This is a genomic window from Mesorhizobium sp. WSM3862, from assembly GCF_002294985.1.
Taxonomy (GTDB): Bacteria; Pseudomonadota; Alphaproteobacteria; order Rhizobiales; family Rhizobiaceae; genus Mesorhizobium.
In genome coordinates, this window is sequence record NZ_NSGE01000007.1 from 168,381 (window position 1) to 181,047 (window position 12,667).

Here is a 12,667-nt window from a genome sequence, read left to right on the forward strand (position 1 = left end):
GCCATTTTCTCAAGGATTGGGTCAGAGCGTGTGGGCAACCGCCCGGATTTCAACCAATTGCTGCGGGAATGCCAAACCCGAGACCCCGAGGAGGGTCACGGCGGCCCGGTGTGGTCCAACATACTCTTTGTAAACAGCGACGAACGCCTTCGTCGAGGAGGTCAGGCCCTGATCTTACGAAAACGGCGATCATCCGAACCGCCGTTGGATAATGCTCGCAGGTGCGAAGCGCCCCGATCAGTCCTCGTTCGCCTTGACCTTCACGCCCAGCGTCTTCGGCAGGTCGAGCGGGTTGGACATGGCGCCGGCCATGATCAGCGCGAACGGCACCGACGCCGGCGGTTCGGCCGAGATCTCGAGGCTCTTGGGGTCGTCGAGGAACTTGTTGACCGCGGCCGATACCTCGGCCGTCAGTTCGGGATTGTTGAGCTGCGCCATGCCGAACGGCACGATCGCCTTGGCCTGGTTGGCGACGTCCTTGCCGGACATGCCCTGCTGCTTGCCGACATAGTCGAGCACCTTGCCGGTCAGCGAATCGTCGTCGAAGCGCACCGAGGCGCCGTTGAAGGACAGCTGCTGCAAGAGGCCGAGCATGGCCATGCCCTGCGCGGAATTGTCGGCACCCTCGGGCTGTGCGGCGAACTTCTTTTGCATCTCCTGCATCGACTTGATGAAGTCGAGGGTGTAGCCGCCGAGATTGAAGGTCATGCCGAGCGTGCCGGCATTCTCGACCGAGATGTCATATTTCGACAGCTCCATCTTGCCGTCGCTGGGCTGCCAGGTGCCGGCCATCGAGACCGTACCGGAGATGTTCTGGTAGCCGAGCGCTTGGATCGCCTCCTTCGACTTCGGGTCCTCGACGAGTGTCAGGTCGGCGTTGAACTTTTCCGTGTTGGCGGTGAAGTCCATCGCTTTGCCGTCGGCCGGCGGGGTGATCTGGACGGCCAGCCCGTCCATCGAGAAGGCTGTCTTGTCGCCGACCTTGACCGTCATGTTGGAGAGCTCGGCCGACTTGTACATCATCAGCGAGCCGAGTGGGTCGGTGCTGCCTTCGGCCGGCACCTTCATGCCGTGAATGACAACGGGGCTGAGGTTGAGCGTCACGCCGTCCTGGCTGCGCTCGAATGCCGAGCTCGAGACGGTCGCGATCTCGAAGCCGCCATTGGCCTCGGTGATGCCCTCCAGCTTCACGTCGCCGATCGGCAGGGCTTGCTTTTCAGCTGCCGGCTTGATGGACACGCCCTGCAGCACCGCGTTCGAATCGTCGCCGGAGACGCCGGTCCAGGAAATGTCGACGCCCTGGGCGGCAAGGGCCGCCTTGACGCGCTCGGCCACCGCCGGATCGGCGGCGAAGGCGGTGTTGAGCGGCAGGGTCAGCAGAAAGGTTGAAAAAGCCAGTTTCTTGAGCATTGAGCGTTGAATTGTCATGGCGAGTTCCCTGTCCTGAAAAGTGTTTTTAAATTCTGCTCCATCACCATTCCGCAACGAACGGGTCGGGAACAAGGCGTTTCCCGGCACATTTGTCGAAAACGGCGATGAAAAGCAAACCCGGCCGGCACGCTTTGCATGATGCGGTGAATTTGTCATGAAGACCGCGGCTCTCCTGCGCCGGCGCGTTGCCTGCCCAGATAGAGGGCGCATGTAACAGATTGATGTTGGCCGGTTAGCCCGCTTGCTGCCGGGGCCGGTTGCAGAATGGGCAAACTGGAATGCTCGCCTTGCCGGTTCCGTGAAATCCTTCACGTCGCTGTTTGCGACGAATCCGCCGACTTCCAACCCGGCGCTTGCCGCGAATCACCCGCTCGGCTAGTCCAAATCCATGGGCAAAAGGCATTTGCCGCCTGAAGACAATGGCGGCGGCGACAACATCGAACCGGTCGATCTGAAGGAAGCGCTCGAGAAGCGCTATCTCGCCTATGCGCTGTCGACCATCATGCATCGGGCGCTGCCGGATGTGCGCGACGGACTGAAGCCGGTCCATCGCCGCATCATGCATGCCATGCGGCTCTTGCGGCTCAACCCGGATCAGGGCTTCGCCAAATGCGCCCGCATCGTCGGCGAGGTGATGGGTAAGTTCCATCCGCACGGCGACCAGTCGATCTACGACGCGCTGGTGCGCCTCGCGCAGGAATTCTCGATGCGCTACCCGCTGGTCGACGGGCAGGGCAATTTCGGCAATATCGACGGCGATAACGCCGCCGCCATGCGCTACACCGAGGCGCGCATGACGGAGGTGGCGACCGAGCTGCTTGCCGGCATCACCGAGGACGCCGTCGACTTCCGGCCGACCTATAATGAGGAGGACGAGGAACCCTCCGTTCTTCCCGGCGCCTTCCCGAACCTGCTCGCCAACGGCTCATCCGGCATTGCGGTCGGCATGGCGACCTCGATCCCGCCACACAACGCCGCCGAGCTTTGCGACGCGGCACTTCATCTGATCGAGCATTCGGACGCGCCGGTGACGAAGCTGATGGATTTCGTCCAAGGGCCGGATTTCCCGACCGGCGGCATCATCGTCGACAGCCGCGCCTCGATCCTCGAAGCCTATGAGAGCGGCCGCGGCGGTTTCCGCGTGCGCTCCAGATGGAGCCAGGAGGACCAGGGCAGGGGCACCTGGAGCATCGTCGTCACCGAAATCCCCTATGGCGTCCAGAAGGCCAGGCTGATCGAGAAGATCGCCGAGCTGCTGATGGCGCGCAAGCTGCCGCTGCTCGAGGACGTCCGCGACGAAAGCGCCGAGGATATCCGTATCGTCCTAGTGCCGAAGAGCCGCAGCGTCGATCCAGGCATCCTGATGGAATCGCTGTTCAAGCTGACCGAGCTCGAAAGCCGCTTCCCGCTCAACATGAACGTGCTGTCGCGCGGCAAGGTGCCGAACGTCCTGTCGCTGAAGGGCGTGCTGAGGGAATGGCTCGATCACCGCCGCGACGTGCTGATCCGCCGCTCGAGATATCGGCTGGGCGAGATCGAGAAGCGGCTGGAAATCCTGGCCGGCTATCTGATCGCCTATTTGAACATCGACGAGGTGATCAGGATCATCCGCGAGGAGGACGAGCCCAAGCAGGTGATGATGGCCCGCTGGTCGCTCACCGACAATCAGGCCGAAGCCATCCTCAACATGCGGCTGCGCGCCCTGCGCAAGCTCGAAGAGATCGAAATCCGCAAGGAGTTCGACGGCCTTACCGAGGAGAAGAAGCAGATCGAGGCATTGCTTGCCTCCGACGCCAAGCAATGGGCGACGATCAAGTGGGAAGTCGCTGAGGTTCGTAAGAAGTTCGGTCCGGAGACAGAGCTCGGCAAACGCCGCACCCAGTTCGCCGACGCGCCCGAGCATGACCTCACCGATATCGCGCACGCCATGATCGAGCGCGAGCCTGTCACCGTCGTGGTTTCGGAAAAGGGCTGGCTCCGCGCGATGAAGGGGCACCTGACCGACTATTCGCAGCTTGCCTTCAAGGAAGGCGACAGCCTGAAGCTCGCCTTCCACGCGCAGACGACCGACAAGATCCTGGTCTTCACCACCGGCGGCAAGTTCTACACTATCGGCGCCGACCGGCTGCCGGGCGGGCGCGGCCATGGCGAGCCGATCCGCATCATCGTCGACATGGAGAACGACCAGGACATCGTCACCGCCTTTGTGCACGACCCGAAGCGCAGGCTCCTTCTGGTCTCATACGACGCCAACGGCTTCGTCGTCTCCGAGGAAGAGGTGATCGCCAACACCCGCAAGGGCAAGCAGGTGATGAACGTCAAAGCGCCGGACGAGGCCAAACGCTGCATTCCGGTTGCCGGCGACCATCTCGCCATCGTCGGCGAGAATCGCAAGATGCTGATCTTCCCGCTGTCCGAAATCCCGGAAATGGCGCGAGGCAAGGGTGTGCGCCTGCAGAAATACAAGGACGGCGGCGTGCTGGACCTTAAGACCTTCACGATTGCAGCGGGGCTGACCTGGCAAGATTCGGCCGACCGCACCTTCACCAAGTCGCGCGAGGAATTGGCCGAGTGGATCGGCGCCCGCGCAGCCGCCGGTCGCATGGTGCCGAAGGGTTTCCCGAGGACGGGCAAGTTCGGGTAGCGGAGCTCCCCCTTCTCCCCGTGTGGGAGAAGGTGTCGCCGAAGGCGACGGATGAGCGTGTTCCAAGGAACGCAGAGGTCTCGCTCCGCTGGAACATCCCTTATCCGTCTCGGCGCTACGTGCCGATCCACCTTCTCCCTCGCGGGGAGGAGGCTAGGCGCAAACATTTGGACTATCGTCACGATTGCTGCACTATGATGGTGCATAAGCAACCATCGAGCTGGCAGGGGAGAACCGCCGCGTTGAAGCGGGCTGAGATCCAAAAACCAGGGCAGCGCCTGTTTGGTCTGTCGGCGCCGCTGAGGGCTGCCGTCATCCCGCCGCTGTCGGCGGCGCGCTGGCTCCTGGTGCTGATCGTCGCCGCCGGCGTCTATTTCTTTCACGGCTTCCTGTTCCCGGTGCTGGCGGCGCTCGTCATCGCCTTCGCCAGTTGGCCGCTCTACCGCCGGCTGCTCACCGGGGTCGGCGGTAACCGCACGATCGCCGCGACCCTCGCGATCCTGTTCATCCTGACCTTCCTGGTGGTGCCGATAGCGCTCGCCGGCACTTACGCCATCAACGAGCTTCGCGAGTGGGTGGTGTGGGCGATCGAGACCAACCGCAACGGGTCCGCCACGCCGCAATGGATCGCCACCATGCCGGTCGTCGGTGAATGGCTGAACCAGCAGTGGACGGCCAATCTCGGCCATCCCGGCGGCATCGGCGAACTGATCCAGATGGTCAGCGGCTCCAACATCGGCACCATCTATCGCGGCGCGCTGGCCGCCGGCGGCAGCGCCTTCGGCCTGCTGCTCACGCTGCTTTTCATGCTGATCGCGCTGTTCTTTGCCTATCGCGACGGCGAGGGCTTCGCGGCGCAGGTTGATCGCCTCGGCGAGCGCATCTTGCCGACGCGCTGGGAGCGCATCTCGCGCGTCGTGCCGGCCACCATTTCATCGACCGTCACCGGCATGACGGTCATCGCCATTGGCGAGGGCGTGGTGCTGGGCGTCGCCTATTGGCTGGCCGGCGTGCCGTCGCCGGTCACGCTCGGGGCGCTTACCGGCATCATGGCGCTGATCCCGGGCGGGGCGCCGCTCTCCTTTACGCTGGTGTCGATCTACCTCGCGGCCAGCGGCAAGTTGTTTGCGGGCCTCGCGCTGTTCGTCTGGGGCGCGGTCGAGCTTTTCATCGTCGACAAGACGCTGCGCCCGAAGCTGGTCGGCGGGCCGATCAAGCTGCCTTTCCTGCCGACCTTCTTCGGCCTGATCGGCGGCGTCAAGACGATGGGCTTCCTCGGCCTGTTCATAGGCCCTGTACTGATGGCGCTGCTCGTCGCCATCTGGCGCGAATGGCTGCGCGAGGTCGAGCTGATGGATGAGCTTCCACCTACCGCTGAAGAAGGGAACGGGCCGCCACGGATCGAGACGGCGCCTGAGACCAGGAAAATTCAGGCCGGGTAGGCGACGGCGAGCGCCGCGCGGCGCCTGCGGCCTTCGTGCAATTGCCAGAGCGAGTGGGCTACCAGCGCCACGATCAGGATCGCGCCGCCGATCAGGCTGTTTCCCGTCGGAGCCTCGGCAAAGACCAGCCAGACCCAGACAGGCGCGAGCACCGTCTCCAGAACGTAGAACATCGCCACCTCCGGCCCTGAAATATATTTCGGGCCGGCGGCGAGACAGAAGAACGAGATCGGCATGATCACCGCGCCGTTGAAGATGATCCACCACGGCGCGTTGACGTGCAGTCCTTCACCCGAGACCATGAATGCGGCGAGCGCCAGCGGAAAGACGACGCCGACCAGCGCGGTGAAGCCCATGTCCTTGCCGCTGGCGCGCGAGATGGTGATGGCGAGTGCGACGAAGAAGGCCGAGCAGAGCGCCATGAAATCGCCGAACAGTTTTCCGGTGCCGACCGAACCCCCGACAATGATCAGCACGCCGACGATCATCGCCAGCATTGCGATCACGGTGCTCAGCCGCGGTCGTTCTCTGAGGAACAGCCAGGAGAGCAGCGCCGCGAAGACGGTGTTGAAGGCCAGGATGAAGACGAGGTCGGCGGTCGAGGTATGATAGACGGCGGTGACGAAAGTGATGGAAGTCAGGCCGTAACAGATCGCCGCCGCCAGGCCCGACCAGCCGGGGATGAGCTTCGGCACGTTGCCGCGCACCGCTCGCCAAACGACCCAAATCAACAGGGTGGCGACAAGCGTTGTCCCGGTCCGCAGCGCCATGATGGTCCACGGGCTGCCATCCGCGAGCCGGATCAGGGGAATGTCGAAGGTGAGCACCAGGCCGCCGATAGCGGTGATCAGCAGGCCTTTCTGATGGTCGTGGTGGGAAGACATGATAGGTCTCGCAATGATTTGCAGGCGGTGGCTGGCTCGATGGCGCACTCTTCCAGCGAGTGGCGGAAACACCAGCTTCCTGCCCCTTGAAACAGTTTAAGAACGGGCTTTGGAAAAAACGTCAGCGACTGACCGCTTCGTGGTCGTAGCGTTCCCAGCCTTTCGGGCCGAGATGCTCCTGCGGCATGAAACGCATCTTATAGCTCATCTTGCGCGAGCCGTTGACCCAGTAGCCGAGATAGACGTGGGGCAGTCCCATCGCCTTGGCGCGGGCGATGTGATCGAGGATCATGAAGGTGCCGAGCGAGCGGTCCTCGAAATCGGGATTGAAGTAGGAATAGACCATCGACAAGCCGTCGGCCATCTTGTCGGTCAGCGCCACCGCGATCAATTCACCCTGGCCCTTGCCGGTGATGAAGGTGTCGGGGCCGCGGCGCCGGTATTCGATGATCTTGGTGTCGACATGCGTGTCCTCGACCATCATCGCATAGTCGAGCACTGTCATGTCGGACATCCCGCCGCGGCGATGGCGCGCGTCGAGATAGGCGCGAAACAGCGAATATTGCTCGGTGGAAGGCTGCGCGTCGTGCATGGCGCCGATGAGGTCGGCATTGCGCTGGGTGACGCGGCGCATGTTGCGGCTGGCGGTAAACTCCTGCGCCAGGATGCGCACCGACACGCAGGCGCGGCAGGATTCGCAGGCTGGCCGGTAGGCGATGTTCTGGGAACGCCGGAAGCCGCCTTGCGTGAGCAGATCGTTCATCTCGGGCGCCTTGTCGCCGACAAGGTGCGTGAACACCTTGCGCTCGAACTGGCCCTCCAGATAGGGGCACGGGGACGGCGCGGTCAGGAAGAACTGCGGCGACTGGGTCGGATGCTGCGTCATCGATTCTTGGACACGCTCCTGCGAATCGCCCTACCTTTGGCCCGGCCGGCGAAAAATTCAACAGGATTGTGCTGTCTCGGCCGGCCCAAGCTGTTCATAATCTAGCACAACCGGCGCGGCGAGGGCGGCCGCACATATCGTCAGCTATCGGTGCGGGTGACGACGGTGCCGAGAAGCAGGTCGTGCAGCGTGCGCTTGCGATCGGAAAACAGCGTGACCAGCAGCACCAGCGGCGTCAGGATGACGTTGCCGGCCCAGAACAGCACCGAATGCACGACGGCGGTCAGGCCGTCGATGCGCGTGCCGTCGAGCCTCTCAAGCCGGATGCCCATGATCTTCATGCCGGTTGTGGCCTGGTCGCGGCTGCCCAGCGTGTTCCAGACATAGAGGATGGCAACCGCCGGAAGCAGGACGGAGAACAGCGCCCAGCCCAGGCCGAAGGTCAAAAGCCCGAGTAGGGCGACCAATATGGCGAAGGGGATGGTGAGCAGCGCCACGAAGAAATAGTCGAGGATGAAGGCGAAGACGCGCCTAGTGCGCACGCCGCGGTAGGCGCGTGTATCCTCGAGCCTTGTGGTGATAATCTCGCCGTCCAGCACGCGCGTGTTCATGTGTCATGCCCTCGCAACAGACCAGAAATCAATCTCGGCCATTCGCCACTGAAATGGTGAAAGCCGGTGGCGGAATCAAGATGGACTGCTCGTGACGCCCGCGCGGCAGGCTGTGGCGAGCCGCGCTGCGGCGATTGAATTTATGGCGCGGATCGCGTTAGCCTGCTGCGGCGCAACAAGACGCCGAGGGGATGGGGAATATGGATTACGACATGTTGGTCATCGGCAGCGGCCCCTCCGGGCGCCGCGCCGCGGTGCAGTCGGCCAAGCTCGGCAAGTCGGTTTTGGTCGTCGATAGGGGCCGGCGTCTCGGCGGCGTCTCCGTGCACACCGGCACCATTCCATCCAAGACGCTGCGCGAAACCGTGCTCAATCTCTCCGGCTGGCGCGAGCGCGGCTTCTACGGGCGCGGCTATCGGGTCAAGCAGGATATTTCGGTCGGCGACCTCGTCGAGCGCCTGCGCAAGACGCTCGATCACGAAGTCGAGGTGCTACAGCATCAGTTCATGCGCAACGCGGTCAAAAGCGCGCGGGCCACGGCCAAGTTCATCGGCGCCAACAAGGTCAGCCTGACCACCGACAATGGCGACTACAGCGAGATCGGTTTCGCCAATGCGCTGATCGCCGTCGGCACCAGGCCGCACCGCCCGCGCGACGTGCCGTTCGACAAGACGCGCGTCTTCGACAGCGACGAGATGCTGGAACTCGACCGGTTGCCGCGCACGCTGACCGTCATCGGCGCCGGCGTCATCGGCGTCGAATACGCGACCATCTTTTCCGCGCTCGACGTGCCGGTGACGCTGGTCGAGCCGCGCAACACCATCCTCGATTTCGTCGATCGCGAAATCGTCGACGACTTCATCCATCAGATGCGCGACCGCGGCATGACCATTCGCCTCGGCAGCACGGTGAAGGAAATCGCCTCCAAGCCCGATCATGCCGAAGTGACGCTTGCCGATGGCCGTACCATTCGCTCCGAAATCGTGCTTTACGCTGCCGGCCGCAGCGGCAATCTTGGCAGCCTCGGGCTCGACGTGGTCGGCATCGAGGCCGACAGCCGCGGCCGCATCAAGGTCGATCCCCAGACATTTCGGACCAGCGCGCCCAATATCTATGCCACCGGCGACGTCATCGGGTTTCCGAGTCTGGCCTCGACCTCGATGGAGCAGGGCAGGGTGGCTGCCTGCCATGCCTTCGGCGTGGCGCTGCCACCGCCGCCGGAAACGTTTCCTTACGGCATCTACGCCGTGCCGGAAATCTCCACCGTCGGCCAATCGGAGGAGCAGGTGCGCGAGAGCGGGATCGCCTATGAGGTCGGCGTGGCGCGCTTCCGGGAAACCTCGCGCGGCCACATCATGGGCGTCAACTCAGGTTTCCTGAAGCTCCTGTTCTCGGTCGACACGCGCCGCCTGCTCGGCGCCCATATCGTCGGCGAGGGTGCGACCGAGCTCATCCATATCGGCCAGGCGGTGATCAATCTCGGCGGCACGGTCGACTTCTTCGTCAACAACACCTTCAACTATCCGACGCTCGCCGAAGCCTACAAGATCGCCGGGCTGGATGCCTGGAACCGGATGGGGCAGGGCTAGCCTCGGCAGCACCGTCTATCTCTCGTCAGGCGGCCGGCGTCGAGGTCGCGGCAAGCCACTGCCGGGCGATCGCGGCATCCGCGGCGCCGAACTCGTGGCCGGAGGCGACGATGCGCGCATCGACCTCGGCACGGCGCTGGCTGAAGAGCGTCACCAAGGCTGGCGCGAACGGGCCGTAGGTCTGGTCGGCCGCGCCGGCGATGATCAGCACTCGCGTTGCGGCAAGATCGGTCGCCGGCGCATCGTCGAGCACCGGCATGGCCCTGAGCAGCGCCGCCTGCCTGACGAGGCCCGGGTGAAGCAGCATCAGCGTGGAAACCAGATTGGCGCCGTTTGAGTAACCCAGGAAGGTCGCGCGAGTGAGATCAAGCTCGTGGTGCCGTGCGGCTTCCACCGCGAATTGGGCGAAAGCGGCCGTCTCCGCGCGGATGCTCGACTGCTCGAAGCTGGTCGGCGTGATTCGCTCGAACCAGCGAAAACCGTCCTCCTGGCGGATGCGGCCGCGTGCTGCGACAACCACCGCGCGCGGCGCGATCCGCCTCGCCAGCGGCAAAAGTGTCGCTTCGTCCACGCCCGATCCATGCAGCACGAAAAGGCATTCGCCGCTCGCATTTTCCGGTCTGATCAGACGATAGGAAAAGGGCAGATCACGCTGCAGCTCGCTGTTTTTGCTGTCATGTTCGGACATGATCAGATCCTTTTGATTCTACGGTGATTTCGCTGATTTGCCGGCTTCAAAACGGAATGTTTTCAAGCTCCGCGAAAGTTGATTGAACCCGGCGCATTTCGGGCCGTTTCTGCGCCGATACACTCCCGAACGGGAGGAATCGAAGCGGTGCGTCGGGGGTCGCATTGCTGGACATGAAACACCAGCTCTGAGGCCTTTTGTCGATGACCATCCCCGTTTCTCAACGCGATACGCGTATCGATGTGCTGCGCGCGCTCGCCTTGCTCACCATTTTCGTCGACCACGTGCCGGGTACCGTCTTCGAAAACCTGACCTACAAGAACCTCGGCTTTTCCGATGCGGCAGAGGCCTTCGTTTTGATCTCCGGCATCTCGGTGGCGCTCGCCTATGGCACCAAGTTCAAGCCGGGGGGCAGGCTGCTGGCGACCCTCAAGATGTGGCGGCGCGCCGGCGTGCTCTACGTCACCCACATCGTCATCACCATGCTGGTGATCGCCCTGTTTTCCGCCACGGCCGTGTTCGCCCACCGCCCGGAGCTGTTGGAGATGATCAACATCGAGCCGCTGATGAAGGACACGCCGGAGGTGCTTTTCGGCATCGTCACCCTCGGCCATCAGCTCGGCTACAACAACATCCTGCCGGTCTATGCGGCGCTGCTTCTGGCGGCGCCGGCCTTCGTTCTGTTCGTCAGCTACAGGCCCGTGGCGGCACTGACCGTGTCCGGGCTGCTGTGGCTGGTCGCCGGCATCTGGCAGATCGCTCCGCCGAATTATCCCGAGCCGGGTCTCTGGTTCTTGAACCCGCTGTCCTGGCAGTTTCTGTTCAACATCGGCCTTGCCGCCATGCTGCATATCAAGCGCGGCGGCACCATCCCCGTAAACCGGTGGCTGCTGGGTTTCGCCGGCGTCTATGTGGTGGGCGCGGCGATCTGGGTGCACAGCCCACTCTGGGGGCAGATCACCTGGTTCAATCTGCCGGTGGTGATCGGCGGCTTCGACAAGACCTTCCTGTCGCTGCCGCGGCTGCTGCATATCTTGGCCGTCAGCTATCTGGTAGTCGCCCTGCCGGCCGTATCGAACCTTTTCCGCGCCAAGCCCGACAATCCGCTGGCGATCCTCGGCAAGCGCTCGCTGCCCGTTTTCGTTGCCGGAACGCTGATCGCCATGGCCGCTCAGGTGCTCAAGCTGATCAATCCGGGCGGCCTCGCCTATGACACGCTGCTGATCGCTGCCGGCATCGCCATGCAGTTCGCGCTGGCGCTCTATCTCGAATGGCTCGCCGGTCTCGGCCCGACCCGCATCAAGCCGGCGCGTGCGGAGCCGGCGCGCACCGGGTTCCCTGTGCCGCCCATGCCGGCGCGGGTCGGCGGATATTGAGATGTGGTTCTAGGATATGGGAGCAGGGCCCGTTGAGGCCCTGACGACGAGCTCAACGCCCATCGTCTCGCGCCGCACCGCGCCGTCATAGTCGAGGATCATGCGCGCGGCCCGCCGGCCGATCTCGGTGATCGGCTGCGCGATCGTGGTCAGCGGCGGGTCGCAGAGCGCGCCGTCGGGCACGCCGTCGAAGCCGACAACGGAAACGTCTTCCGGCACTTTCAGACCGCGCGCAGTCAGCCAGTCGATGGCGATCATGGCCATCCTGTCCGACATTGCCAGGATAGCGGTCGGCCGCTCGCCGCCGGCAAAGATCGCTTCGAGCCCGGCCCAGGTGCTCCTTTGCTCGTTCTCGGTCTCGAAGACCGGGATGCTCTTCGTGTCGACACCGAAGCCGGACAGTTCCTCGAAATAGCCGGCCAGACGATCGCGCGTTCCCGTGTAGACGGCCGAGCGGACCATTTCGGGCGTGACGAAGCCGGTGCGGTCATCGCCGAGAGTAAGCGACAGCACGGCGAAACGGCGATGCCCGAGTTCGGCAAGATGCCGCGCGGCGAGCCGTCCGCCAGCGATATTGTCGACGCCGATGGCCGAGATCGTCTCGTCGTGAAAGCCGAGCTCCAACGCCACGAAGGGCAGCCTGCGTTCGCGCGTCAGCTCGACGAGACGCGAGCCGCCTTCGATGCAGAACAGGATGAAACCGTCGACAAGCGCGCTCTGGATGTTCCAGGCGAGCTTCTCCTGGTTGGCCGCCGAAACCAATGCGATGCCGGCGCCGGTGGCGTCGCAGGCCTCGGAAATGCCGGCCATCATGACGCGCGCGAAGGGATCCTCGAAGAAGTAGGAAAGGGGCTCGGTCGTGCCGACGCCGATGGCATTGACCTTGCCGGCGCGCAGCAGGCGGCCTTTCGGATCAGGCCCGGCGTAACCCATCGCCTCCGCCACCGCCCTGACCCGCTCGCGCACCTCGGCGCGCACGACCTCCGGGCGACTGAAGACATTGGAGGCCGTCCCATGCGAGACGCCCGCCGCCTTGGCAATATCCGCCAGCCGGATGGGGCGTGCCTGGCCTTCGATGAGTGATGCCATGTCTGTTCTCCGAATCCGGTCGCATGT

The 12,667-nt window shown here is 63.8% G+C and carries 10 protein-coding genes; 4 read left to right on the forward strand and 6 right to left on the reverse strand.

Translation table 11 applies throughout. From position 1 onward, the window contains the following. Positions 1-237: 237 nt before the first annotated feature. A complete protein-coding gene (locus CK224_RS22085; RefSeq protein ID WP_095783236.1) occupies positions 238-1,428 on the reverse strand; it encodes a hypothetical protein in 1,191 nt (396 codons plus the stop codon). A gap of 391 nt (positions 1,429-1,819) precedes the next feature. Between CK224_RS22085 and parC the strand changes: the two genes are divergently transcribed. Both parC and CK224_RS22095 read left to right on the forward strand, forming a co-directional pair. Beyond that, on the forward strand, positions 1,820-4,075 hold the full coding sequence (parC, locus tag CK224_RS22090; protein ID WP_095783237.1) for a DNA topoisomerase IV subunit A: 2,256 nt from the start codon (positions 1,820-1,822) through the stop codon (positions 4,073-4,075). Between the two features lie 242 nt (positions 4,076-4,317). Beyond that, positions 4,318-5,517: an AI-2E family transporter gene (locus CK224_RS22095; protein WP_095783238.1), complete on the forward strand. Its 1,200-nt coding sequence runs from the start codon at positions 4,318-4,320 to the stop codon at positions 5,515-5,517. Here the strand turns inward: CK224_RS22095 and CK224_RS22100 are convergent. The 3 genes from CK224_RS22100 to CK224_RS22110 form a co-directional block, all read right to left on the reverse strand. Next, positions 5,505-6,401 carry a DMT family transporter gene (locus CK224_RS22100; RefSeq protein ID WP_095783239.1) on the reverse strand — a complete coding sequence of 299 codons (897 nt, stop codon included), beginning with the start codon at positions 6,399-6,401 and terminating at the stop codon, positions 5,505-5,507. The two genes, CK224_RS22095 and CK224_RS22100, sit on opposite strands and share 13 nt — an antisense overlap. 121 nt (positions 6,402-6,522) lie before the next feature. After that, positions 6,523-7,287: an arginyltransferase gene (locus CK224_RS22105; protein WP_067000678.1), complete on the reverse strand. Its 765-nt coding sequence runs from the start codon at positions 7,285-7,287 to the stop codon at positions 6,523-6,525. A gap of 140 nt (positions 7,288-7,427) precedes the next feature. After that, positions 7,428-7,898, reverse strand: coding sequence for an RDD family protein (locus tag CK224_RS22110; protein ID WP_095783240.1), 471 nt, complete (start codon positions 7,896-7,898; stop codon positions 7,428-7,430). Positions 7,899-8,098: 200 nt separating this feature from the next. Here CK224_RS22110 and sthA point away from each other — a divergent pair, with 200 nt between their 5' ends. Beyond that, on the forward strand, positions 8,099-9,487 hold the full coding sequence (gene sthA / locus CK224_RS22115; protein WP_095783241.1) for a Si-specific NAD(P)(+) transhydrogenase: 1,389 nt from the start codon (positions 8,099-8,101) through the stop codon (positions 9,485-9,487). 25 nt (positions 9,488-9,512) lie between these two features. On the opposite strand, the gene CK224_RS22120 is transcribed toward sthA, so the two are convergent. Beyond that, complete coding sequence (locus tag CK224_RS22120; protein ID WP_095778626.1) at positions 9,513-10,175, reverse strand: alpha/beta hydrolase; 663 nt, start codon at positions 10,173-10,175, stop codon at positions 9,513-9,515. A gap of 203 nt (positions 10,176-10,378) precedes the next feature. Between CK224_RS22120 and opgC the strand changes: the two genes are divergently transcribed. Beyond that, entirely contained in the window at positions 10,379-11,551 is a 1,173-nt protein-coding gene (gene opgC, locus CK224_RS22125) for an OpgC domain-containing protein (protein ID WP_095783242.1), read from the forward strand. Between the two features lie 9 nt (positions 11,552-11,560). Here the strand turns inward: opgC and CK224_RS22130 are convergent, their stop codons facing one another. Continuing rightward, positions 11,561-12,640 (reverse strand): substrate-binding domain-containing protein, encoded by a 1,080-nt coding sequence (locus CK224_RS22130; protein ID WP_067000691.1) that lies wholly within the window; start codon positions 12,638-12,640, stop codon positions 11,561-11,563. Positions 12,641-12,667 lie beyond the last annotated feature (27 nt).

What these genes read in the sequence shown, in the direction of transcription:
- CK224_RS22085 (WP_095783236.1), bottom strand. Translation starts at nt 1,428, where the DNA reads ATGACAATTCAACGCTCAATGCTCAAGAAACTGGCTTTTTCAACCTTT.
- parC (WP_095783237.1), top strand. Translation starts at nt 1,820, where the DNA reads ATGGGCAAAAGGCATTTGCCGCCTGAAGACAATGGCGGCGGCGACAAC.
- CK224_RS22100 (WP_095783239.1), bottom strand. Translation starts at nt 6,401, where the DNA reads ATGTCTTCCCACCACGACCATCAGAAAGGCCTGCTGATCACCGCTATC.
- CK224_RS22105 (WP_067000678.1), bottom strand. Translation starts at nt 7,287, where the DNA reads ATGACGCAGCATCCGACCCAGTCGCCGCAGTTCTTCCTGACCGCGCCG.
- CK224_RS22110 (WP_095783240.1), bottom strand. Translation starts at nt 7,898, where the DNA reads ATGAACACGCGCGTGCTGGACGGCGAGATTATCACCACAAGGCTCGAG.
- sthA (WP_095783241.1), top strand. Translation starts at nt 8,099, where the DNA reads ATGGATTACGACATGTTGGTCATCGGCAGCGGCCCCTCCGGGCGCCGC.
- CK224_RS22120 (WP_095778626.1), bottom strand. Translation starts at nt 10,175, where the DNA reads ATGTCCGAACATGACAGCAAAAACAGCGAGCTGCAGCGTGATCTGCCC.
- opgC (WP_095783242.1), top strand. Translation starts at nt 10,379, where the DNA reads ATGACCATCCCCGTTTCTCAACGCGATACGCGTATCGATGTGCTGCGC.
- CK224_RS22130 (WP_067000691.1), bottom strand. Translation starts at nt 12,640, where the DNA reads ATGGCATCACTCATCGAAGGCCAGGCACGCCCCATCCGGCTGGCGGAT.